This window comes from Methylobacter tundripaludum, assembly GCF_002934365.1.
Classification (GTDB): Bacteria; Pseudomonadota; Gammaproteobacteria; order Methylococcales; family Methylomonadaceae; genus Methylobacter_A; species Methylobacter_A tundripaludum_A.
In genome coordinates, this window is sequence record NZ_PTIY01000001.1 from 156696 (window position 1) to 181071 (window position 24376).

The 24376-nt window shown below is 49.9% G+C and carries 21 protein-coding genes; 12 read left to right on the forward strand and 9 right to left on the reverse strand.

Translation table 11 applies throughout. The annotated features are described in order from the left end of the window. Nucleotides 1-15: 15 nt before the first annotated feature. From metK to B0F88_RS00810, 6 genes are all read left to right on the forward strand, one after another. Complete coding sequence (gene metK / locus B0F88_RS00785; protein WP_104422033.1) at nucleotides 16-1176, forward strand: methionine adenosyltransferase; 1161 nt, start codon at nucleotides 16-18, stop codon at nucleotides 1174-1176. 25 nt (nucleotides 1177-1201) lie between these two features. Then, complete coding sequence (ahcY, locus tag B0F88_RS00790; protein ID WP_104422034.1) at nucleotides 1202-2494, forward strand: adenosylhomocysteinase; 1293 nt, start codon at nucleotides 1202-1204, stop codon at nucleotides 2492-2494. A 138-nt stretch (nucleotides 2495-2632) separates the two neighbouring features. Continuing rightward, nucleotides 2633-3490, forward strand: a complete 858-nt coding sequence (metF, locus tag B0F88_RS00795; RefSeq protein ID WP_104422035.1) for a methylenetetrahydrofolate reductase [NAD(P)H] — start codon at nucleotides 2633-2635, stop codon at nucleotides 3488-3490. A 105-nt stretch (nucleotides 3491-3595) separates the two neighbouring features. Beyond that, nucleotides 3596-4948: an adenosylmethionine--8-amino-7-oxononanoate transaminase gene (locus tag B0F88_RS00800; RefSeq protein WP_104422036.1), complete on the forward strand. Its 1353-nt coding sequence runs from the start codon at nucleotides 3596-3598 to the stop codon at nucleotides 4946-4948. Between the two features lie 2 nt (nucleotides 4949-4950). Continuing rightward, complete coding sequence (locus B0F88_RS00805; RefSeq protein WP_104422037.1) at nucleotides 4951-5715, forward strand: 16S rRNA (uracil(1498)-N(3))-methyltransferase; 765 nt, start codon at nucleotides 4951-4953, stop codon at nucleotides 5713-5715. Continuing rightward, a complete protein-coding gene (locus tag B0F88_RS00810) occupies nucleotides 5712-6605 on the forward strand; it encodes a type II CAAX endopeptidase family protein (RefSeq protein WP_104422038.1) in 894 nt (297 codons plus the stop codon). The genes B0F88_RS00805 and B0F88_RS00810 overlap by 4 nt, the downstream gene beginning before the upstream one ends. Here B0F88_RS00810 and B0F88_RS00815 read toward each other — a convergent pair. The 4 genes from B0F88_RS00815 to proC form a co-directional block, all read right to left on the reverse strand. Then, nucleotides 6588-7580, reverse strand: coding sequence for a DUF4124 domain-containing protein (locus tag B0F88_RS00815; RefSeq protein ID WP_104422039.1), 993 nt, complete (start codon nucleotides 7578-7580; stop codon nucleotides 6588-6590). The genes B0F88_RS00810 and B0F88_RS00815 overlap by 18 nt on opposite strands. Nucleotides 7581-7682: 102 nt before the next feature. Continuing rightward, a complete protein-coding gene (locus tag B0F88_RS00820; RefSeq protein ID WP_258076517.1) occupies nucleotides 7683-7949 on the reverse strand; it encodes a DUF167 family protein in 267 nt (88 codons plus the stop codon). Between the two features lie 32 nt (nucleotides 7950-7981). Next, nucleotides 7982-8557, reverse strand: coding sequence for a YggT family protein (locus tag B0F88_RS00825; RefSeq protein WP_104422041.1), 576 nt, complete (start codon nucleotides 8555-8557; stop codon nucleotides 7982-7984). Then, a complete protein-coding gene (gene proC, locus B0F88_RS00830) occupies nucleotides 8557-9384 on the reverse strand; it encodes a pyrroline-5-carboxylate reductase (RefSeq protein ID WP_104422042.1) in 828 nt (275 codons plus the stop codon). The genes B0F88_RS00825 and proC overlap by 1 nt, the downstream gene beginning before the upstream one ends. Before the next feature lie 124 nt (nucleotides 9385-9508). On the opposite strand from proC, the gene B0F88_RS00835 reads away from it, so the two are divergent. Both B0F88_RS00835 and B0F88_RS00840 read left to right on the forward strand, forming a co-directional pair. After that, nucleotides 9509-10498, forward strand: coding sequence for an SPL family radical SAM protein (locus B0F88_RS00835; RefSeq protein WP_104422043.1), 990 nt, complete (start codon nucleotides 9509-9511; stop codon nucleotides 10496-10498). 115 nt (nucleotides 10499-10613) lie between these two features. Continuing rightward, the gene (locus B0F88_RS00840; RefSeq protein ID WP_104422044.1) at nucleotides 10614-11333 is read left to right on the forward strand and encodes an SDR family oxidoreductase; all 720 of its coding nucleotides are present in this window, start codon (nucleotides 10614-10616) and stop codon (nucleotides 11331-11333) included. A gap of 150 nt (nucleotides 11334-11483) precedes the next feature. Here B0F88_RS00840 and pyk read toward each other — a convergent pair whose 3' ends face one another. From pyk to argH, 4 genes are all read right to left on the reverse strand, one after another. Then, nucleotides 11484-12923 carry a pyruvate kinase gene (gene pyk, locus B0F88_RS00845; protein ID WP_104422045.1) on the reverse strand — a complete coding sequence of 480 codons (1440 nt, stop codon included), beginning with the start codon at nucleotides 12921-12923 and terminating at the stop codon, nucleotides 11484-11486. A gap of 15 nt (nucleotides 12924-12938) precedes the next feature. Then, nucleotides 12939-13952: a type I glyceraldehyde-3-phosphate dehydrogenase gene (gene gap, locus B0F88_RS00850; protein WP_104422046.1), complete on the reverse strand. Its 1014-nt coding sequence runs from the start codon at nucleotides 13950-13952 to the stop codon at nucleotides 12939-12941. A 168-nt stretch (nucleotides 13953-14120) separates the two neighbouring features. Further along, nucleotides 14121-16928, reverse strand: a complete 2808-nt coding sequence (locus B0F88_RS00855; RefSeq protein WP_104422047.1) for a class I adenylate cyclase — start codon at nucleotides 16926-16928, stop codon at nucleotides 14121-14123. Nucleotides 16929-16943: 15 nt separating this feature from the next. Continuing rightward, complete coding sequence (gene argH, locus B0F88_RS00860; protein ID WP_104422048.1) at nucleotides 16944-18338, reverse strand: argininosuccinate lyase; 1395 nt, start codon at nucleotides 18336-18338, stop codon at nucleotides 16944-16946. Between the two features lie 204 nt (nucleotides 18339-18542). Between argH and hemC the strand changes: the two genes are divergently transcribed. Genes hemC through B0F88_RS00880 form a run of 4 tightly spaced genes read left to right on the forward strand, consistent with a single transcriptional unit; the run spans nucleotide 18543 to nucleotide 22854 of the window. Beyond that, entirely contained in the window at nucleotides 18543-19484 is a 942-nt protein-coding gene (gene hemC / locus B0F88_RS00865) for a hydroxymethylbilane synthase (RefSeq protein ID WP_181049800.1), read from the forward strand. 2 nt (nucleotides 19485-19486) lie between these two features. Further along, nucleotides 19487-20263 (forward strand): uroporphyrinogen-III synthase, encoded by a 777-nt coding sequence (locus B0F88_RS00870; RefSeq protein ID WP_104422049.1) that lies wholly within the window; start codon nucleotides 19487-19489, stop codon nucleotides 20261-20263. Then, nucleotides 20251-21609: a uroporphyrinogen-III C-methyltransferase gene (locus tag B0F88_RS00875; protein ID WP_104422050.1), complete on the forward strand. Its 1359-nt coding sequence runs from the start codon at nucleotides 20251-20253 to the stop codon at nucleotides 21607-21609. Before B0F88_RS00870 ends, B0F88_RS00875 begins: the two co-directional genes overlap by 13 nt. 15 nt (nucleotides 21610-21624) lie before the next feature. After that, complete coding sequence (locus B0F88_RS00880) at nucleotides 21625-22854, forward strand: heme biosynthesis HemY N-terminal domain-containing protein (protein ID WP_181049801.1); 1230 nt, start codon at nucleotides 21625-21627, stop codon at nucleotides 22852-22854. 277 nt (nucleotides 22855-23131) lie between these two features. Here the strand turns inward: B0F88_RS00880 and B0F88_RS00885 are convergent, their stop codons facing one another. Then, on the reverse strand, nucleotides 23132-24355 hold the full coding sequence (locus B0F88_RS00885; protein WP_104422052.1) for a multifunctional CCA addition/repair protein: 1224 nt from the start codon (nucleotides 24353-24355) through the stop codon (nucleotides 23132-23134). Nucleotides 24356-24376: the final 21 nt, after the last annotated feature.

Here is a 24376-nt window from a genome sequence, read left to right on the forward strand (position 1 = left end):
TAGCAAGGTGGTATCGTGAGCAATAATTATTCTTTTACATCAGAATCAGTTTCAGAAGGGCATCCTGACAAGGTTGCGGATCAAATTTCAGATGCGGTGCTTGATGCCTTATTGGCTCAAGATCCTCGTTCACGAGTTGCTTGCGAAACACTGGTAAAAACCGGCATGGTTGTTTTGGCTGGCGAAGTAACTACCGACGCTTGGGTTGATCTTGAAGCCTTGGTTAGAAAAGTTGTCTGCGACATCGGCTATGATCATGGCGATATAGGTTTCGACGGACAAAGTTGTGCGGTTTTAAATGCAATAGGCAAGCAGTCGGCCGATATTGCGATGGGTGTCGATGAAGCTGAAAACCATGAACAAGGTGCGGGCGATCAAGGCTTAATGTTCGGTTATGCCAGCAATGAAACCGATGTATTAATGCCGGCGCCGATCACCTATTCTCACCTGCTGGTCAAGCGCCAAGCTGAAGTACGCAAAAATAAAACCTTGCCTTGGCTCCGCCCTGATGCGAAAAGCCAGATTACTTTTCGCTACGAAAACAACAAACCCGTAGCCATTGATGCGGTTGTTTTATCTACCCAACATTCACCTGATATTGCTACCAAAGCATTGCATGAAGCGGTGATGGATGAAATTATCCTGCCGATTTTGCCTAAAGAATGGCTGCATAAAGATACCAAATATTTCATTAACCCTACCGGTCAGTTCGTTATCGGCGGCCCTGTCGGCGACTGTGGCTTAACCGGACGTAAAATTATCGTTGACACCTACGGCGGCATGGCAAGACACGGCGGCGGTGCGTTTTCAGGCAAAGATCCATCAAAAGTTGACCGTTCAGCGGCATACATGGCGCGCTATGTAGCAAAAAACATTGTTGCGGCCGGATTAGCCGAACGCTGTGAAATTCAGGTTTCTTACGCGATCGGTGTTGCAGAACCTACATCTATTACGGTTGAAACGTTTGGCACGGGCAAAATCAGCGAAGACAGACTGGTGCAAATTGTCAGAGACAATTTTGATTTAAGACCTAAAGGCTTGATTGCAATGTTAGGCCTGTTAAAGCCTATCTACCAAACAACTGCGGCGTATGGTCATTTCGGACGTACCGAAGATTCCTTTAGCTGGGAAAAGACCGATAAAGTTGACGCATTAAAAGATGCTGCCGGCCTTTAATTAAACACTAAATACGGGAAACATAATGAGCCAACCAGATTATAAAGTCGCCGACATTGCTCTGGCAGAATGGGGCCGCAAAGAAATCAATATCGCCGAAACTGAAATGCCGGGCTTAATGGCGCTACGTGGAGAATATGGTAGCGAACAGCCATTAAAAGGCGCTCGTATTGCCGGCTGTCTGCATATGACCATTCAGACTGCCGTATTGATTGAAACCCTGACTGCATTAGGCGCTGAGGTTCGTTGGTCTTCGTGCAACATTTTTTCTACTCAGGATCATGCCGCTGCCGCAATGGCCGCGGCTGGCATTCCTGTTTTTGCATGGAAAGGCGAAACAGAAGAAGAAGCCGAATGGTGTATCGCTCAAACCATTGACGGTCTTGACGGCTGGCGCCCGAACATGATTCTGGATGATGGCGGCGATTTAACCGTCATGATGCATGAAAAATATCCTGAATTAATGGCCGATATTAAAGGCTTGTCCGAAGAAACCACTACCGGCGTATTGCGTCTGTATGAAATGGTCGCCAAAGGCACGTTAAAAGTTCCCGCATTCAATGTTAACGATTCGGTAACAAAATCAAAATTCGACAACCTGTACGGTTGCCGCGAATCCTTGGTTGACGGCATCAAGCGCGCTACCGACGTGATGATCGCCGGAAAAATCGCCGTAGTCTGCGGATACGGCGATGTCGGCAAAGGTTGCGCGCAATCTTTGCGCGGTCTTGGCGCAACCGTATGGATCACCGAAATCGACCCGATCTGCGCATTGCAGGCGGCGATGGAAGGTTATCGCGTGGTAACGATGGAAGAGGCCGCACCTCTTGCCAATATTTTTGTTACCGCAACCGGCAACTTCAATATCATTACCCATCAGCACATGCTTGCAATGAGAGACCAGGCGATTGTCTGCAACATCGGTCACTTCGATGCGGAAATTGAAATTTCTTCATTGCGTCAATACACTTGGGAAAACATCAAACCTCAAGTTGATCATGTGATTTTTCCTGACGGCAAACGCCTGATCATCCTGGCTGAAGGCCGTTTGGTTAATCTGGGCTGCGCTACAGGACATCCAAGTTTTGTAATGTCTAACTCGTTCTGTAACCAGGTTCTGGCGCAAATTGAACTTTGGAAAAATTCCGCCCAGTATGAAAACAAGGTTTACATACTGCCTAAGAAACTGGACGAAAAAGTTGCCCGATCACATCTGAAGCAATTGGGCGTTAATTTGACTGTGTTGACTGAAGCGCAAGCCAAATACATCAATGTTCCGGTTGATGGGCCGTTTAAAGCCGACCATTACCGTTATTGATTAATCATCGTTCCCACGGTCCCCGTGGGAATGCAATCCGTGCCGTTTTGCGGCACGGAACGCAATGGCTCCACAGCGGTATCCCGGCAGAAACCGTGGGAACGATACATTTTAGATTCCCGTCAGTGAGACCATAAAATGCAATCGCAAAAACAGCATCCCCAACTGTTCAGTTTCGAATTTTACCCGCCAAAAACCGAAGAAGGCGCGGCAAGTTTGCAAATTGTTCAGAGCAAACTGGCAAAACTCAATCCCGACTTTTTTTCCGTTACTTTTGGCGCCGGTGGCTCAACCCGCGATAAAACCTTCGTTACGGTCATCGAAATTCAAGCCAAAGGCGTCGCCGCCGCACCGCATTTATCTTGCGTGGCCTCAACCAAAGATAATATTCGCGCCATTCTGAAGGATTATCAGGATCATGGCATTACCAAGATTGTTGCCTTAAGAGGTGATTTACCCTCAGGCATGATGTCAGCGGGAGAATTCCGCTATGCCAATGAGCTGGTCGAGTTTATCCGCCAGGAAACCGGCGATCATTTTCAGATCCACGTAGCGGCCTACCCCGAAGTCCACCCACAAGCCGCCAACGGCGTGGAAGATTTCAAGAACTTCAAGCGTAAAGTGGCGGCGGGCGCCAATGCCGCCATTACACAGTATTTTTACAATGCCGAAGCATATTTTTATTTTGTTGACGCCTGTGAGAAAAACGGCATAACAATCCCCATCGTACCCGGCATTATGCCGATTACCCAATACACACAATTGTTCCGCTTTTCGGAAATGTGCGGCGCGGATATTCCCCGTTGGCTCAGAAAACGTCTGGAGAGTTTTGGCGATGACAAGGAATCCGTGCAGGCATTCGGCCTGGATGTGGTCAGCAACCTTTGCCAACGTCTTCTTGACGGCGGCGCACCCGGACTGCATTTTTACACGATGAATCAGGCCGCACCTACCCTGGCGATTTTGGACAATTTGCACATCAAGCCTCAAAAATAAAAACACCACTCAAATCGTGGCCGCGTTCAAAATCCGTATAGCAGCAAAAATCACACTCGTTCCCAAGCGCCATTGGGAACGGCTACCAATCTGAGCCTTTAGCTTATGCCGTCCAACCAATCCCTTTCCGATCGAGACCTTTCCGTGCTGTGGCATCCCTGCACGCAAATGAAAGATCACGAAACCTTCCCGATTATTCCGATCAAAAAAGGGCAAGGCGTTTGGCTGGAAGACTTTGACGGCAATCGCTATCTCGATGCGATCAGCTCATGGTGGGTCAATTTATTCGGCCATGCCAATCCTATAATCAATGCGGCGCTAAAAGACCAGCTCGATACGCTGGAACATGTGATTTTTGCCGGATTCACTCATCAGTCAGCGGTCAAACTGGCGGAAAAACTGGTTGAAATAACGCCTGAAGGGCTAAGCCGCTGTTTCTATGCCGACAATGGCTCTGCTGCGGTCGAAGTTGCTCTGAAGATGAGTTTTCACTATTGGCGCAACCAAGGACAAACCCAAAAAACCAAATTCATCACGCTGGAAAACAGTTATCACGGCGAGACCTTAGGCGCACTGGCCGTCGGCAATGTGTCGCTCTATAAAGAAACCTACGCACCGTTATTAATGGACGTGATCACCGTCCCCGGCCCGGACTGTTACCTCCGCGAACCCGGCGAGTCATGGGCCGATTATTCGACCCGCCGCTTTGCCCTGATGGAACAGACACTGCAACAACACAGTGACGCGGTTTGCGCGGTCATCATTGAGCCTTTGGTGCAATGCGCAGGTAATATGCGCATGTATGATCCGGTCTATTTGAAATTGCTGCGCGCCGCCTGCGATAAATACAACGTGCATTTAATCGCCGATGAAATCGCGGTCGGTTTCGGACGCACTGGTACATTGTTTGCCTGTGAGCAAGCGGTAATCAGCCCCGATTTCATGTGCTTGTCCAAAGGCTTGACCGGCGGCTATTTGCCGTTGTCGGCGGTGCTGACCACCGATCAGGTGTACCAGGCGTTCTATGCCGATTATCAGGCGATGAGCGCATTCCTGCATTCGCACAGCTATACCGGCAATGCGCTGGCATGCAGGGCGGCGCTTGCCACCATCGATATTTTCCAGCAACACAACATCATCGAAAAAAACAAATCCTTGGCCGATAGCATGGCGAAAGCGGCGGCGCGTTTTCATGATCATCCGAATGTCGCAGAAGTCAGGCAAACCGGCATGATCCTGGCGATTGAGCTGGTCAAAAACAAACGCACCCGCGAACCTTATCCCTGGCAGGAGCGCCGCGGGCTTAAAGTCTATCAATACGCGCTGTCTCAAGGTGTATTATTGCGGCCCTTGGGCAACGTTATTTATTTCATGCCACCCTACATTGTTACCGAAAATGAACTCTTGTTGATTGCCGATGTGGCTTGGCAAGGCATACAACAGGCGGTTAAGGACTGATTATGCGAGTTTCCAGATTATATACACCGGCATCGCTGGCTACAGGCAAACTCATCGAACTGGATGATGACAACGGCCATTATGTCAGGACGGTGTTGCGGTTAAAAAAAGATGACCCAGTCATTTTATTTAACGGCCAGGGTGGGGAATATTTATGCACTGTTGCAGAAGCCGGCCGGAAGGCCGTGCTGATTACGGTCGAGCAATGGAGCGACCGCAGTGTGGAGTCTCCGTTGCAGGTCATCTTGGGACTAGGCGTCTCGCGGGGCGACAGGATGGATTTGACCGTGCAAAAAGCCGTGGAGCTGGGCGTCAACCACATCACCCCGCTATTAACCGAGCGTTGCGTGGTGCAATTCAAAGGCGAAAAAAAGCTGCAGCGCTTATTGCACTGGCAAAAAATAGTTCAACATGCCGCCGAGCAAAGCGGCAGGACCACCCTGCCCGCACTGCCGGAAGTTGAACAGTTGCAAGACTGGGTTGGCAACCAACAGGGCCTGAAAGTATTTCTCGACCCTTATGCGGAAACGACATTAACGGAATTAAAACCCGAAGCCATGGAAGCCTGTCCTGAGCCTAGTCGAAGGGTAACCTTACTGACCGGCCCCGAAGGCGGATTTTCCGATCGGGAACGGGACATAGCGAAAGCCTCCGGCTTCATACCCGTCCGTTTAGGCAGCCGCATATTAAGAACAGAAACCGCATCAATCGCCGCCTTAGCCGCTGTGCAGTTGTTGTGGGGAGATTTTGGCAGGAGCGACAAATGAGCAGATATATCATCAATTCAATAATGCCTCTTTTGGTATTGCTCGCAGCCGCATCGTTAGCTTGTATCGTAGGTTACTTTATTTTTCAGGGTATAGATGGCCAGCTTCCTTTATCCAAAATAATCACCAAATCGACCCAGTTATTCTTAGTGCTGAGTATTTTTCCGGCCGTGGCCTATCTGAAATTTAACAAGAGCGATTTAGGCTTTGCTGCGAGAGCCGTTTTTTTGAAGCAGGTATTACAAGGGTTCGGTCTGGGATTTATCACCCTGATGCCGATATTTATCACCCTGTATATTCTCGGCATCGATGTTGTTGATCAATCGGAGCCCTGGACAGCCGGTTTCATAGTTAAAAAAATAATGCTGTCTTTATTGCTGGCGCTATTGATTGCGGCCTTTGAGGAATCGGTTTTTCGAGGGGTGTTATTGGCGGGTTTAAAAAAGAACTTGCCGGTCATAGCGGCCATTTTAATCAGCTCAATTTATTATGCGGCTTTGCATTTCCTGGACAGCAAAACCGAGATACCTTTTCAACAGGCCCAGCTGTTAAGCGGTTTTACCTTGCTGGGCGAAGCATTAGCTAATGTACTGAGTCCAAAAAACGCATCGGCATTCCTTTCATTACTGGTGGTCGGCGCTTTTCTCGCCGTCATCAGAACGCAGGCCAAAGAAAGTTTAGGTCTATGCATCGGTTGTCATGCCGGGTGGGTGTGGCAAATAAAAATGAGCGGCACCTTGTTCAATCCGAATTTAAATTCGGAATATCTTTATCTGGTCAGCAGCTATAACTATGTCGTCGGACCTTTAGTGACCGGATGGCTCAGCACAGCCATCATCGGCTATTATGTTTATAAAAAGTATTCAAAATCCTCATTTGTCCAACATTGATTCGATATAGGGCTTGAACGCCGAGCGTAACTCCCGGACTTTCTGGCTGGCGCAGAGTTCCGTTCCTAGCGATGATTCCCGGCAGCGTATATCGAGAAAAAGCTGCTGTTTTTTATTCTCATCTTCTATTTTTGACACCGACAAACTTAGATCGCTGTCGCTTGCAGGCGCACGGCCCATAATCAATTTGTCGGTATCGGTATCGATCGGAGTCGTGGCATAGGCCTTGATAAACTCATGAGCGCTAGCCCAGGCCTTTGCGCATAGTTCATCAGTCTCGCAGGCATACAGGCCGATCTCGGCGGCTGCTTTGGCTTGTACAGATAGGTCTGGCGCGTTTGATGGATCGGTATTCCCCTGGGTTAAAAATTTATAGCGTTCAATATCCGCTTCAAATTCGGCCTTGGCGCGGTTCTTTTTTTCGATCTGTTTATTTATTTCAGCGTAAGCGGCTTGAATCTGGGCTTCTGTTTGTTTGATTTCGTCCAGCAACGTTGCCGGGATTTTTTTGCCGTTGCGTTCGAGTTCCGCGGCTTTCTTTTGCTGCGTCTCCAGTTGATTTTCAACGCGCTTTAAATTGGCTTGAGCCACATTCCGCTGCGCATCCAGAGATTGCATTTTTGCGTAAAGGCTCGATTCCATGTCTTTCAGGTTACGGAAGGTGCTGAGCAGCACTTTGTCGTTAGCCGCCTGCTGGGCGATAATTTTTTCCTGGGCTTTTTTTAACGCGTTCAGCCTGTCATCGATAGCCTGCTGTTCTTTCGTTTTTGCCTGTTCAGTGACTTCAACAACCCGGCCTTTTTCGTTCAGCGATTCCCTCCGCAACTGGGCATGCTCCGGCGGCACTTGGTCGGAGAAAACGGTTTCGCCGTTCTCATTGACCCAGCGGTACATTTTCTTGGCAAACGCAGACTGGCTGCTTAAACAAAGGAAACAAACTAGAAAAAAACTGACTGAAAAAGCACGTGTTTGCATGGCGGATGTGTGATTTTGCCTGAAAAATTAAATTATATTGCAAAGATAACAGATGCTGAAGGAACGGGTGAAAAACAGGGAAAACCTGGGCTTCAACGGAGGTCACAAGGAAATATCAAATTGCAGAGAGTCCGGCAGGGATGGAAACTTCTTCGGCGAACTGATCGCGATACGTTTTTCCCGGCCGGACTCCCCCGTTATCAGCTTGCAGGCCGATTTACTGACTCCAAACTCATCGGCTATAAAGGCGATCAAATGCTGATTGGCCTTGCCGTCGATCGGCGCAGCCTTGACTCGGAGCTTCAGCCTTTCTCCATGCAGCCCCGCCCATTCGTCCTTGCTGGCTTTAGGTTGAACATGGAGGTTCAAGGTCAAAACCCCATGTTCCCAGTAGTACCAGCTCAACCGATCAAGCTGGCTAGTTGATGCAGCGGCGGCAGTATGACCATTTTTGCCAGTTGCAACAGCATTAGCGCAGCCAACGGCGACAAGTCGATGCCGCCCAGATCGGGAATAAATTTACGGCAGAGGTTAAGCACAGGCTCGGTCAGGCTGTACAAGACAGACGATGCAGCACTAAACGTACCGGGATTCATCCAGCTGAGTATGGCTCTGGCAAATACCGCATAGATGAAGATATTGATCAACAGCGAAACCAGTTGGGTCAGCGATAAAATGGTCAATGCGCCGATGCTGATCGCGACGCCTTTCAACAACAGTATCGAAAAATCGGCCAGCATTTGCAGCCCCATCACCAGCACCAGCGAGGAGGTGTCAATCTTGCCGATGGACGGCACAAAGCGGCGCAGCAGTTTTAACGGCGGGTGGGTCGCCTTGACCAGAAACTGGGAGATCGGGTTGTAAAAATCGGCGCCGCACCATTGCAATAAAAAGCGCAGCAGCACCGCCAGGATGTACAGCGAAAGCAGCGAGTCGATGATAAAAATAGCCGGGTCGGTCATGTAGCTTGAATCCATTACGAATTCTCCATTTGTTTAGACATTTCAATTGAGCGGTCTCGTGCCGCATGTAACGCTTTTGAAACCAGCTCGGTAAAGCCGCCTTGCTCAAAAGTTTCTATGGCTTGCTGCGTGGTGCCGCCGGGCGAGGTGACGCGCTTGCGCAGCTGTTCCGGCGATTCGGTCGACTCCAGCGCTATTTTAGCCGCGCCTAATGCGGTTTGCTGCACCAGCAAACGCGCGGTCTCTTGGCTCAGGCCCAGTTCCAGAGCGGCTTTTTCCATGGCTTCCATCAGCAGGAAATAATAAGCGGGTCCGCTGCCGGAAACGGCGGTCACCGCATCCAGCTCCGCTTCATCGTCAACCCACAGCGCGATACCGACCGCACGTAAAATATTTTCCGCCAGGTCGCGTTGCTCGGCCGTGACCTTGTCGTTGGCATGTAATGCCGTAGCGCCGGTCAACACCAGCGCCGGGGTGTTGGGCATGCAGCGCACGATCGCGGTATCGGCGCCCAGCCAATGGCTTAAGCTGTTCTGGTTAATGCCGGCGGCGATCGAGACCACCAGCGATTTTTTCTGCTGAACCAGCGCGGCGATACTTTGCGCGACAGCGCTCAGCGTCTGCGGCTTGACCGCCAGCACCACGACATCGGCCGCATTGATGACGTCATCGTTGTTTGCCGACGTGTTGACGGTCAGATCCTGTTTCAGGGCTGTCAGCGTATCCGGGTTAATATCCGACACCCAAATCTGTTCAGGGGCATGGCCGCTGGCAATCAATCCGCTGATCAGGCTGGACGCCATGTTGCCGCCGCCGATAAAACCTATCTTGTTTGTTTTCATGGTTGATAATGTGATTGTTGAGTTGAAAGTATTTTACCCTATATGAGGGCTGTGTGATAAATCACAAGCCTTTTGAGCAGGCAAGCTGTGCTACATTACACGCACTAAACGATAAACAGAGCTTATGATCGAAACCATTTACATCGAAGAAGCCATCCTGCAACACCCGCGTGTTTTGGATATTGTTGCGAGATTCCCGCAAGCCAGGAAAATAACCTGCCGCCGTTACGGCGAAGTATTTAACCCCAAGGCGCAAAACTTCCGCCTGCAAAAGCAGCAACCCGCGTTGATACTGGCGGAAAAATATAAAAACTTTGCGCTGCCTGCGCCCTTGGGTTACGGCATCGGGGCGGCAAGAAATTACTACTTCTCGCACATGCTCAACTGCCTGTACGATTGCCGGTATTGTTTTTTGCAGGGCATGTACCAGTCGGCCAACTACGTGCTGTTTGTCAATTACGAGGATTTCCAGCAGGACATCCGCCAACTGTGCATCGAATCGCCAAGCGAAAACCTGCATTTTTTTTCCGGCTACGATTGCGACAGCCTGGCCTTGGAGCCGGTCACCGGCTTTGCCGAGCAGTTTTTGCCGTTTTTTACAACACTGCCCAACGCCTGGCTGGAATTAAGAACCAAAAGCACCCAGGTCAGGAGCCTGTTAAACCGGGAACCACTGCCCCGTTGCATCGTGGCGTTCAGCCTGTCGCCTGATCAAATCGCCGAAAAAGTCGAAGCCAAAGCACCCTCGGTAGCTCGCCGTCTGGATGCGCTGTGCAAAGTGCAGAAACAGGGCTGGCAAATCGGGCTGCGCTTCGATCCGCTGATTTATCAATCCGGCTACCAACAGCAGTATCGGGAGTTGTTCGAGCAGGTTTTTTCCCGTATCGATTTAAACCGGCTGCATTCGGTCAGTCTCGGCGTATTCAGGCTGCCGGAGAACTTTTTTAAAAAAGTGCACAAACTGTATCCTGAAGAAAAGCTCTTTGCGAGTCCCTTGGTCAGCCAGCAAGGCATGGTTTCCTACAAGCAGGACCTGGAGCAGGAGATGATGCACTACTGCGCCGAACAACTCTTAAACTATATTCCCGCCGACAAGTTTTTTCCATGCACGTAATTTTGTTCGGCATGATGGTAAATAGACGACTAAAAAAGCTTTTATTCACCACGAAGAACACGAAGCTTTATTTCTTCGTGTCTTCGTGGTGATAATTATTAATGAGAAATTAGTTATGAATCTTATTAAACGCACAGTTCTGGTGACCGGAGCCAGTTCCGGCATAGGCCGCGCGATCGCCAGGAATTTATTGCAACAGGGGCATCATGTGATCGGCGTGTCCCGCGATAGCGGCAAGTTTATCCGGCAGCTGGATAATTTCACTCCCATGCAACTGGATTTAAGCCGGTTAGACGACATACCGCGCAAAGTCCGTGAACTGGAGCAAACCTTCCCCGGCATCGATGCGGTGGTTTTTTGCGCCGGAAAAGGCCAGTTCGGCTCGGTGGAGGAGTTTTCCTATGCGCAGATTGAAGACCTGATGAGGATAAACTTTACCAGCCAGGCCTTTTTGGTGAAGGCGCTAATGCCCGCTTTAAAACGCAAGGGTCACAGTGATTTGATTTTTATCGGCTCGGAAGCGGCATTAAAAGGCAACCGCAAGGGCGCGCTGTATTGCGCCGCCAAATTTGCAGTGCGCGGCTTTACGCAGGCCCTGCGCGAGGAATGCGGCAAAAGCCATGTACGGGTCTGCCTGATTAATCCCGGCATGGTTAAAACTCCATTTTTTGAGCAATTGTCTTTCGAGCCGGGCGATGATGCCAGTAACTTTATTGAACCGGAAGATGTCGCCGAGGCGGTGTCCTATGTGCTTAATTCGCGGTCGCAGATAGTGATCGATGAAATCAATCTGAGTCCTCTAAATAAAGTCGTGAAATTTAAAAAGCCACGATGACGGGATCGTTCGCGCTTTAAAGCGGTTTTAATCGAAGTATATCTGCAAAAAAAATGGCCTGAAAAACTGAGTTTTTCAGGCCATTAATATGAACCCTTTGCCGCGCCGTATAATTATCGGGCAAAGAGTTAACAAACAGTCAACAACGTTTTAATGAGTTGAATCCTGCCCGACAGTGATGACCTTTAACGCATTGGTGCCGCCCGCTATGCCTTCCAGATCACCTTGAGTGATGATGAAGGTATCGCCATCAGCCGCAACGTTGCGTCTTTTCAGTTCAGCAATGATCGCCCTGTTGACTTCGGCATGATCGCTAAGGTCATGAATGAAAAGTACCGGGAAAACGCCACGGTATAAAGTGACTCTGCCTAATGTCTCTTGATGCGGGCTAAGCGCAAAAATCGGAATGCCCGAGCTGATTCTGGACATCCATAACGGCGTAGAGCCTGATTCGGTCAACGCGGCAATGCCGTGGATTTTAGTGTGGTTAGCCATGTACATCGCAGACATCGCAATCGCTTCATCGACGCGCTCGAACTGGAGATCAACACGATGCCTTGATACGCGAACAATCGGTTGTTTTTCCGCTTCAACGCAAATGCGGTTCATCGCTTCAATGGCTTTAACCGGGTATTTGCCCGATGCCGTTTCCGCAGACAGCATGATCACGTCGGTGCCGTCGTAAACCGCATTGGCGACGTCAAACACTTCGGCGCGAGTAGGAATCGGGTTATCTATCATCGATTCCATCATTTGTGTGGCGGTAATCGCAACACGATTCAGGTCGCGGGAGCGGCGAATCAACGTTTTTTGCACGGCAGGCAGGTTGGCATCGCCGATTTCGACGCCGAGGTCGCCACGGGCGACCATGACCGCATCCGAGGCCAGGATGATTTCATCCATGACCTCTATGGCTTCAGCCCGCTCGACCTTTGCCACGATCCCCGCATGACAGCCTTCGGCAACCAACAGGCGGCGCGCTTCATGAAGATCTTCAGCGGTGCGGGGGAAAGAAATGGCGACATAATCGCATTTCATTATCGCAATCGTTTTAATATCTTCCTTATCCTTGTCGGTCAAAGCCGCCGCAGAAAGGCCGCCGCCCAGCAGATTGATGCCTTTGTTGTTCGACAGGTCGCCGCCAACGACAACCGTACAGTTGACGCGCATGTCTACAACGTTGACCACGTCAAGAACGATACGACCGTCATCCAGTAACAATCTGCTGCCCGGTTTGACTTCCAAAGCCAAAGGTTCGTAAGTAATGCCGACTTGAGTATTATCGCCGGCCGTTGGATCAAGATTTATATCCAGAGCGAAATCTTGGCCTTCTTTTAAAAACACTTTGGTGTCTTTAAAACGGGCAATGCGGATTTTAGGGCCTTGCAAATCAGCTAAAATACCAACCAGTCTGCCGGTTTTCAGGCTCAGCTCACGGACAGCATTCGCCCGGTTAATGTGGTCTTGTGCGGAACCATGCGAAAAGTTCATACGAACAAAGTCAAGGCCCGCCGCAAACATACCTTCAAGTACTCCGGGCTTATCCGTAGCGGGACCCAGAGTTGCTAAAATTTTGGTTCTTCTTAACATTATGTAGGAAATCCGTTATTTTGCGTTAACTAAAGCAATTGTCGTATCCAACATACGGTTTGAGAAGCCCCATTCGTTGTCATACCAGGACAGCACTTTTACAAGGTTGCCATCCATGACTTTGGTCAACGATGCTTCGTATATTGACGATGCAGGGTTGTGGTTAAAGTCGATTGAAACCAGTGGCAAGGTGTTAATATCCAGAATGCCTTTTAACGAGCCTTCGGATGCTGTTTTCAAGATTTGGTCGATTTCTTCTTTGGTGGTTTTTCTGGCCGCTTCAAAAGTGAAATCAACAACAGAAACGTTGATAGTGGGTACGCGCATTGCGAAACCATCCAGCTTGCCGTTCAATTCAGGCAATACCAAGCCTACAGCCGCAGCGGCGCCTGTTTTGGTAGGAATCATCGATTGTGTGGCCGAGCGGGCGCGACGTAAATCGCTGTGATAGACGTCAGTCAGTACTTGGTCGTTGGTGTAAGAATGAATGGTAGTCATCGAACCTTTCACAATACCGATCGCATCGTGTAAAGGTTTAACCAATGGCGCCAAGCAGTTGGTTGTGCATGAAGCATTGGAAATAACAGTGTCCGATGCTTTCAGAACATCGTGGTTTACGCCGTAAACGATAGTTGCATCGACATCGTTGCCGCCGGGCGCTGAAATAATAACTTTTTTTGCACCGGCGGTAATATGCGCGGATGCTTTAGCTTTGCTGGTAAACAAACCGGTGCATTCGTGTACGGCATCGATACCCAGTTCGCCCCAAGGCAGTTTTGATGGATCTCTTTCTGAGAAAACTTTAATCTTATCGCCGTTGATGACGAGATAATCGCCGTCAACGCTCACGTCGAAAGGAAATTTTCCATGCACTGAATCATATTTAGTCAGATGAGCATTCGTTGCAGCGTCGCCTAAATCATTGATTGCAACAATTTGAATTTCATTGGTACGGCCTGCTTCGTATAATGCGCGAACGATATTACGTCCAATACGACCATAACCATTGATTGCAACTTTAATTGGCATAGATATTCTCCAGATTGGTGAAATGAAAACTTACAAAAACGGACAGCACTAAAGCTTCCGAGAATCTCGGCAATTGTACCAATTGTTAGATCCTTAGTCTATTGACCTGGAAAACGATCGCTGTTATTAAACAAGCCGTCCGCTTTAATAATTCCCGGCCACGGAACTCTAAACATTAAATTTGTCTTCTATTTTTTGTTTGTAATTTAAATAATGGATGGTTTGCAACTGCTCAGGGTTATCGACGCGGAATGCAGAAAAAGGCAGATCTATATCGGTGATATAAATCGGATAACTAACCTTACCGTTCCTGAATTGAAGTATATGCTGATACGCGGCATAAAAAACTTGATTGCCGTGATCTAGCGATGAAAACTCTTTTTCATTGCAGTAGATCGTATAGACAATGCCTTTATTGGTGGCTTCACCGGTGATACGCAGGTTTAATTCACTGTTTGGCGGCGTTGCTTTGAACTGCACCGGGTTACTGGAAAAGTCTCCGGCAACACTCTTCCTGATTTCACAATATTCAATGGTCAGTAGTGTTTCAAAAAGGTTGCGGTTAAGGATTGATTCTAAAAAAACAGCGTATTGTTTTAATAGGTAACCGGGGTTTGCTTTGTTATGCCGCTGGATATGTAAGCCCCCTCTTTCATCAACGATATATATGGTCGTATCCGCCTTGCTTTCATAGTAGAAAAGCTGGATTACTTGCGGCCTATTCAGCGAATAAATGAGCTGGATAGGCGTATTTTCCAGGACAGCCTGATCAAAATAAATCGTGCTGAACTGCTCTTGGGGACGGGCTAATTCATTGAGCAGCTGTTTTTTTGTTGCCAGCTTTTTGTAACCTAGGGTTTGATTTACGGACTGAAAAACATAGAACGAAGTCCCGCCCGGCAAAATATAACGCGGCGCGCGATTATGATATTGCTTCGCGAAAAGTTTAACCAAAGTATTAAATACCGCCTCAACGCGAAAGATAATACCTTTGGCGCGAGCCGGGGTATGACAAACAAACTTCAGGCCGCCCGGGGATAACGGCTTTTTATTGTTGTTAATGATGTCCGTTAAGCTGTCAAACAGCCCTTCTATGCCTTCGCCCTGGCTGGAGGTGATTTCACCCCAGCTGGACAGCGAAATCCTGTTTATAGTCTGAATAAAACACTCGCGGCTCATGCCGTAGCTTAGCGCATCGGAACGCTCGCTCATAACGCACAGGGCTTCATCATCCGAGATTCCCATATTGATAAGAATCAATGAACTCAGCTGCGCCTTCGGGGTTTGGTAGGTTTCCAAAGGCGGGTCGTCGTTAAAGTTCTGGGTTAAAAAGTGGTTGATTTGCGTCAGAGTTGAATGCATCTCGTCATTCGGCATTTTAAGCGACTGCGAACTGAATTGAAGCTGCAGTTGTTTGGAATAGAGCCCATTGATGACCAGCCAGCAAAGAATTTCAACCAGCGTCCTGCATTTTTGTATCGGCTCAAAATCTCCGGCAGTAGCCATCTGTACATTTTTCAAGTACAGAGCCCAACCATCGTCGCCGTCGGGCAGACGATTTTCTACGATAGATAATGCGCTTTCTTTTGAATAAACTTCCGAGCGCGTGGTAATGATTTCAATCTTGCCCGGCCTTTTTTCCAAAAAGGCATGGAGCTTCCTACCGATTAATTTCAGATCGTTACTGTTTTCCTGGTTTTGGGCCACGTAGTCCCTGGCGAAGCCCATGATCATACGGTAGCACTGAGTCAATTGCTGTACGATAACGGCATGTTCCGACGTTGCTTTTTTTATATTCCATAGCCGCTGATACTTAAGATTCTCAATAGTGGATACCGGCCAATTCCAGAGCTTGGCAATATGCTGCATATATTTTTCCCTGGCGGCCCTGGTCTGGGAGTCCATCGTATTGTCGGATGACCCCATCACTTTTAAATAAAAGCATTGCCGGGCCAAGGCCAGTCTTCCGTGACTATGCGCTTTTTGCAGGTATCTTTCGACTTTTTGGTAAATCAGCAAATACGGATCGAGATCGGCGGACATGAAATCGCCCTGATAAACGGCCTTTTTTATGTCCTGGCAAAGCCATCCTGTTTGGGGATATTCGCTGGCATAGCACTCCATGAGTAACAGTTTCAATAATGACTTGTGCGGTGAATGCAGCGCTTTATAAAGATGCCAAAGGGTTGCGCTGGTAAACTCTTCCGCCGGGACGGCGTCGAAGCCGCCGAAGTCGATCAACTCATGCTCGGGAATGAACAGATTATCAATTAAGTGCTTGATATAGCCCGTGTAATTGCTTTCTTCATGGGGAGGGACCAGCCACCATGCAGGACTTTTTCCCGCAATGTAAATCGCTGTCCGGTAAAACTCTTCAAGCAACAGGTAATGCTGGGTTTGACCGCTGCTTTCGGTGGAAATGGGGGTATTTTCACCGAGCCGAAACTGCTTGCTGTCCATCAGGAAGAAATGCACTTCCAGTCCTAACGATGCAGCCCAGACCTCTATTGCGGTAGCTTTTTTTTGCAGCTCATCAATCGCGCCCGGCAATAAGTCGGATTGGTGGCATAACCAAATGTCCATGTCGCTGGTTTTGGAAAATGCGATACTGCCGACACTGCCCATTAAGAACAGCCCTTCAATAGGATAAACGAGTGATACCGGGCGGGTGTAGTTGAAATTTTTTGCCAGTTGTTTGGCCGCGTTGATAGTCCTGATGCCGGGGTTATACTCTGGTATTCCGGCCGGTGTCGTCGAGGAAATAAATCCCGGCAGCATCGGAAAGTTGCAGTGAAAAAGCAGAGCCAATACGTCTAAAAACGCTTGTTGCCGGGGCAGGAGGAAGTCCTGAACACGCTGCTCGCGAAGCTGGTTCAAGCGTTTGAATCGGTGTTTGATCGTTTGCAGGTCTTGTATGCTGATTTCTTCGCCGGGCGAACCTAAATGAATGGGGCGCTCTTGGTGTGGCCTGATCATGACTCAAACGTTATTCTATATTGAAGCCAGGTCTTGTCGCGCTGTCCGTATGGCGAGCCTGACCGTATCGGGAGCTGTACCGCCAATGTGTTTGCGCGCAGCAACCGAACCTTCCAAGGTTAAATAATCGAACACATCATCCGTGATCAAACTTGAAAAATGCTGCAACTCCGGCAGCGACAGCTCCGATAAATCGCGCTGACTGTCCAGCCCTAAACGCACCGCCAGCCCCACGACTTCATGCGCATCACGAAACGCCATGCCTTTACGCACCAGGTAATCGGCAAGGTCGGTAGCCGTGGCAAAGCCGCGTCTGGCAGAGTTGTACATATTGGCTTTTTTGGCTTCGATATGAGGGACCATGTCGGCATAAGCCCGCAAGCAATTAATCAATGTGTCGGCGGTATCGAAAAGCGGTTCTTTATCTTCCTGGTTGTCTTTGTTGTAAGCCAAGGGCTGGCTTTTCATCAGCATCAGCAGCGAAACCAAGTGCCCGGTTACCCGGCCTGATTTGCCGCGCACCAGTTCGGGTACGTCGGGGTTTTTCTTTTGCGGCATAATCGAGGAACCGGTGCAAAAGGCATCGGGCATCTCGATAAAGTCAAACTGGGCGCTGGACCACAAGATTAGCTCTTCGGAAAAGCGCGATAAATGCATCATGATCAAGCTGGCGGCCGCCGTAAACTCAATCGCAAAATCGCGGTCGCTGACCGAATCCAGCGAATTCGCTGAAGGACGGCTGAAGCCAAGCAAGTCGGAAGTCATCTGGCGGTCTATCGGGTAACTGGTTCCGGCCAATGCCGCAGCGCCCAGCGGCATGATGTTGACGCGTTTGCTGCAATCCTGGAGTCTTTCGCGATCACGGCTGAGCATTTCAAACCAGGCCATCAGATGATGGCCGAAAGTGATCGGCTGGGCGACCTGCAAATGGGTGAAGCCGGGCATGATGGTGTCGGCATGAAGCTCGGCCAAATCGAGAACGGCTGTTTGCAGGCGAGTGAGCTGGCTTAAAATCTGGTTGATCTCACTGCGCAGGTAAAGACGGATATCGGTCGCGACCTGATCGTTGCGGGAACGCCCGGTATGCAGTTTTTTGCCGGCAATACCGATTAAATCGGTCAGCCGCGCTTCGATGTTCATATGAACATCTTCCTGCTTGATCGACCAGACAAATTCACCACTGACTATTTCCTGACCGATTTGGTTAAGGCCGCCAATAATCGCGTCGCGTTCCTGTTCGGTCAGAATGCCGCACGCGCAAAGCATTTTGGCGTGGGCGATAGATCCTTCAATATCCTGCTGCGCCATGCGTTGGTCAAAATCGACAGACGCGGTGAATACCTCGACAAAGGCATCGGTTGCTTGGGCAAAACGGGCGCTGGAAAGTTTGTCGGAATTAACGTTGGTCATGATGTGTTTGTGGTGAGTTGCAATTGAATATAAATTATACAACTAAAGCCATTGTCCCTGCTAACGCTCCTTACCATATCCCTGCGGACAAAGCTCCCGTCCCAAACTCACGCTTCTTATCGACATTCTCGCAGACAAGAAATTCAAGTTCGATTAGCCGTCATTAACCGACAAGGGGTACAATGAAACGATTTATTGTTAGAAATGAATGGTGTTCTTTTGACTGAAAAAATTATTCGTATCGCAACGCGCAGGAGCCCATTGGCGTTATGGCAGGCGGAGCACGTCGCTGAACGTTTGCAGCAAACATTTCCGGGGTGCAGGACTGAACTGGTCACAATGACCACACAGGGCGATAAAATTCTCGATGCCCCTTTAGCCAAGATCGGCGGCAAAGGCCTGTTTGTCAAAGAATTGGAGCAGGGCATGCTGGACGGTTTTGCCGATATTGCCGTGCATTCGATGAAAGATGTGCCGGTAGAGTTTCCTGGCGGCTTGCACCTGGCGGCTATTTTGACCCGTGAAGATCCTACCGACGCTTTTGTCTCCAACCGTTATTCGGCCTTACATGATTTGCCTGCAAATGCCAGAATCGGCACATCCAGCTTGCGCAGGCAATGCCAGATTAAAGAACTTTACCCCGATGCTGAAATATTATCGTTAAGGGGTAATGTCAATACCCGTTTGTCCAAATTGGATAGCGGAGAATACGACGCCATTATCCTGGCTTCAGCCGGTTTAAAGAGATTGGGCATGGCCGATCGTATTAGCCAAGGCCTGGATGCAGGCGTCAGTTTGCCTGCGATCGGCCAGGGCGCTATCGGCATAGAATGCCGGAGCGATGATCTGGAAATCAATCAGATGTTGACTGCATTGCATGATAGCGAAACCGGGCTGTGCGTGATGGCCGAACGCGCCATGAACGCGCGTTTGAATGGCGGCTGCCAGGTCCCGATCGCCGGTTTTGCCCAAATGCAGGGCGATCAGCTGTTCATGCGCGGATTGGTCGGCAATCCTGACGGCAGCCTGATCTATCGGTCTGAACGGACCGATAGCGTGGACAAAGCGGAAGCTATCGGCAAAATGATTGCCGAAGACTTGCTGGCTCAAGGCGCGGATAAAATTCTGCAAGCGCTGTTCGATTAAATATGGCTTTGAACGGCACGCATATTTTAGTGACTCGGCCTGAGCACCAGGCGGAAAACCTCAGCCGTTTAATTGAGCAGCAGGGCGGGATAGCCGTGCGGTTTCCTACCCTGGAAATCGTTGCACGGAATGACGACCGGACGCAATCTACGCTGGCGAATCTGGACAGGTTCCACTGGGTTATTTTCATCAGCGCCAATGCAGTAAATTTTGCTCTAAAGGCGAATGATGGCAAAATACCCCGCACAAAATCCGTGCGTTTTGCCGCAGTGGGCCAAGCTACGGCGCAAGCCATTAAAATGGCCGGTTTGCCCGTCGATCTGCTGCCTGAAAATGGACATAACAGTGAAGCCTTGCTGGCGACGCCGGAGTTGCAGCGGGTCGACGGGCAGCATTGTCTAATCGTTCGCGGCGAAGGCGGACGCGAACAGTTGGCAACCGCGTTGCGCAGTAGAGGCGCAGAAGTTGACTATCTGGAAGTCTATAAAAGAATAACTCCCTGTATTGATAGCTCTCCGGTTGTCGAGTTGCTGGTTCAACGCCGCCTGGACGTCATTACCGTGACCAGTGCCGAAGCGTTGCAAAACTTGAGCTTAATGCTGGGTGAAAATAATAAGCTATTGTTATCAATACCCCTGGTGGTGGTTAGCGATAGAATCAGGCAACAAGCCTTCGATATGGGGTTTAATCGAATTACTGTGACGGATAGTCCTATCGACACGGCAATTCTTGAGACAGTAATAAACGTGTGTGACAGGGGAATAGAGTGGCCGAATTGAGCGAACAACAAGAACAGACTGTGAGCGAAAACAGCAAGGCTCGCAAGTCTCGTAGCGGACTCTGGCTTGGGATCATTGTGCTGTTCATCATCATAAGCATAGCCGGCGCCGGATTTTATCTTTTTCAGCAATTGCGTGCCGAACAGGACGATTTAGGCGGCGAAGTCAACAAAGGCGATATGCAGCTGATTGAGCTGTCAAAACAGATTAGCGGTTATCAGGCGCAACTGGCCGCCATTCAATCCCAACTCGCGACCGTAGAAGCCGATGCTGCCGGAAAAGACGCCCATTTCACCCAAACCCTGGCGGATTTCTCCCGCTTGCATACCGAAAAGCTGGACGGCGCCCGCAATGAATTAAACAGTGCAATTTCCCAGGTGCAGCGTCAATTAGGCAAGACACGCGGCGACTGGTTAATTGCCGATTCGGAATATTTGCTAAGCATAGCCAATCAGCGCCTGTATTTAATGGGCGATGTCAATACCACCCGTGAAGCGCTGGAAGCGGCGGATCAACGTCTCAGAGAAAGCGGGGATGCGGGAACATTTAAAATCCGCGAACAAATCGCCAAGGATATTAGCGCTATCCGTAATGTTGCCGTTGCCGATGTTGTCGGGATGTATGCCTCGATTCAAGCACTGCAAACTCAGGTCGATAAATTAACCTTATTTTTGCCTTATACCGGGAAAACATTGACCCCGTCTAAGCCGGCACAAGAGCCGGCCGATAAAGAAGGGCGGAACCTGATTGATTCTGCATTGGACCAATTGGAAGAGGTGGTGACTATCCGGCACATCGAACATCCAATCAAGGAAATATTAACGCCGGAACAAGCCCAGTTTATCCGCGAGCAGTTAAGGGTAAAACTGGAAATGGTCAAAATCGCTCTGGTTCAGCAAAACGAGCAACTTTATCAATCCAGCCTAGCCGATGCAAAAAAGTGGACCGAACAAAATTTTGCCAAAAACACAGAAACCGGCAATTTCATTGCCGAACTGGACAAATTTAGCGCCATTAAAATCCGCAGCCACTTTCCCGACATCAGTCTGTCGTTGAAAATGCTCAGGGACATTACTAAACTGAGACTGGAAGCCGACAAGGCCATGCCGGCTGTTGAAAAAACCAAACCGGTTCAAGTCGAAAAACCTGTTGAAACAACAAAGTCAGGGGAAGCCGTGACTCCAGTTGAAGCCGAAAAGCCTACCGAGACACCGGCGACTACCAAGGATGCTGGAGGTGTGGAGGCCGGTACGACTGCACGGACGCAGGAGGTAGAGCAACGCAAGGAGCAGTTACCGAAGGACCCGGCTCGACAACCGATTGAAGCGGCGCCTGCCGCACATTAATCCAGAGAGTACATAATGAAAAATATAATGTATTTTCTGGGCTCCCTACTCATTGCCGTTGCCGCCGCTTTTGTTGCTTATAAATGGCTGGGCGGATTTGAAAATCCCGGCTATGTGCTGATCGGCATCGGCTATTGGTCCCTTGAAACATCGTTAATCGTTTTCTCGGTTAGCCTGATCATGGGATTTTTCGTGCTTTATATCTTCTTCAGGTTTCTAGGCTGGCTGCTCAGGCTGCCGGGGCAAATCAAAAACCGCGGCAAAAGCATCAAGTTCAACCGCTCCCAAGAAGCCCTGATTGCAGGCTTGGTCGATTCCGCCGAAGGCAACTGGGAAAAAGCCGAAAAGGTATTGATCAAGCATGCCTCGCACAGCGGCGCGCCGTTGATCCATTATCTGACCGCGGCAAGAGCTGCACAATCTCGCGGCGCCTACGACAAAAGAGATGAATACCTGAAAAAGGCGGCCGACCAGGCGCCGGGCTCGGACGTAGCGATAGGCCTGACCCAGGCCGAGTTGCATTTGTCGGACAAACAATTCGAGCAAGCCCTGGAAACACTGACGCGGCTGCATTCCATCGACCCGACTCACGCCAGCGTTTTGAAACTCTTACACCAAGCCTATCAACAAGCCGGCGATTGGGAAGGCGTCCGCAGGCTGATTCCATCGCTGAACACTAATAAGGTGCTGATGGAAGCAGAGATAAAACTGCTGGAAACCGAAGCATTCAGCAAACTGTTAAAGCAGGCGGCCGAGACCGGCAATGTTGATCAAATTGAATCGCTGTGGTCGGAAATTCCCGATTACATCAGAAACATGAAAGGCGTTTCGGCCATTTACTTTGCCGCGATGATTGACGCAGGGGCGGGCGCAAAAGTCGAAGGCGGCTTGTCCAGAGCCTTGTCGACAACCTGGGATCAAACGCTGGTCGTACTGTATGGCAATGTTCAGTCGATTGACGTCGCAAGACAGCTCGAAACAGCCGAGCAGTGGCTGCCTATGCACCCACGGGACGCCGTGTTCCTGACCGTACTCGGCAAGTTGAGCATGAAATGCGGCGACAACCAAAAAGCGACAACCTACCTGACCAAGAGTCTTTCAATAGAGCCTACCGTTCCGGCTTATCAACTATTCGGCGACTTGATGTTTGCCCAAGGCGACAAGGACAGGGCCAGCGAATGTTACAAGCAGGGCTTGGAGTTGGCGTCCAGCGAGATTGTCAGCCGGATTGATTCAATCTCCTGAAGACAGCCGGGCAACCGCGAAACCATTCCCTTAGCCGATGGATCTTGACTAAAACAATGGTTTCTGTGGACTCTGAATCATCAATGCTCTGCGGACATGGCGAAAGCCCAGGCATCAGCCTCAAAACGCTTTCCCGTCCGAAGCCCGCTGTCCGCTTGTTTCACCTGTTAATCAGCAACTTTACTGCCGCCCGGATTCCATAAATATTTCTTTTCTCATTTAAACCGGCTTCAAAACATCCGCCCTCCTACAGGGATACAGGCGGAAATGAAGACTTTTATTCCGATTTAATAAACTCCGCAACAGCCTTAATTCGGAGGCGGCGTATCGCCTCGCCAATATCCGCGCCTTTAAGTTCACTGTTCAGAATAGCCGACATATCGACCGATGCCGCCTCCTTGGCGGCGGCGCTCAGCAGTCCGGCCTGAGGATAGGGTGAATGTTCAAATCCGGTTCTGCCTTTGGCGTCCGCCTCGCAAGCCAGCAAAAATTCAGGCAACTTATTGTTTGGCTTGTATGCGCCCAGAGCGGCCAGCATATCGGTTATTGTTGAAGCGCGTAACTCAAAAGCCCGATGACAGTGGGTATGGTATTGCATGACCTGCATAGCCAGCGATTTAAACGAGTTCGGTACGCGCAGGCGGGCGCACATCCGCTCCAATACCGGCAAACCTTGAGTTTCATGTGCGTAATGATGCGGCCAGTTTGCTTCCGGCGACAGACCTTTGCCCAAGTCGTGAACCAACGCCGCAAACCTGACTTCGGGACTCGGCGACAAAAGCGCCGCCTGCTCCAAGCAGAGCATGGCATGAATGCCGGTATCGATTTCCGGGTGGTGTTTTTCCGGCTGCGGCACGCCAAATAAACAACTTATTTCCGGGAAGATTTTATCCAGCGCCGCGCAGTCTTTTAAAGTATAGAAAAAAGCGCTGGGCGATTTCTCGTTCAGCGCCTTAAACAGTTCGGCCCATACCCGCTCAGGAACCAAATGATCCACCTCCCCTGCCGTCACCATAGACTGCATCAAAACGCGGGTTTCCTCAGCCAGCGTGAAACCGAGATCAGCGTATCGGGCCGCAAAACGGGCGATACGCAATATCCGCACGGGGTCTTCGGCAAATGCCGGTGAAATATGCCGGAAAATGCGTCGCTCAAGATCGCGCCGCCCGCCGTAAGGATCGACAAGCAGGCCTTCCGGCGTCATCGCCATCGCATTGATGGTCAGGTCGCGGCGTATCAAATCCTGTTCCAGGCTGACATCGGGAGATGCATGCACGGTAAAACCTTTGTAACCGGGCGCGGTCTTTCTTTCAGTTCTGGCCAGCGCATATTCTTCACGGCTTTGCGGATGCAAGAATACCGGAAAATCCTTGCCCACCGGCCTGAACCCTTGTTTCACCATGGATTCCGGGGTCTCGCCGATCACCACCCAGTCCCGCTCCTTGACCGGAAGCCCAAGTAATTGATCGCGCACCGCACCGCCAACAAGATATATTTCCACTATGCAACTCTAACCGTTTAA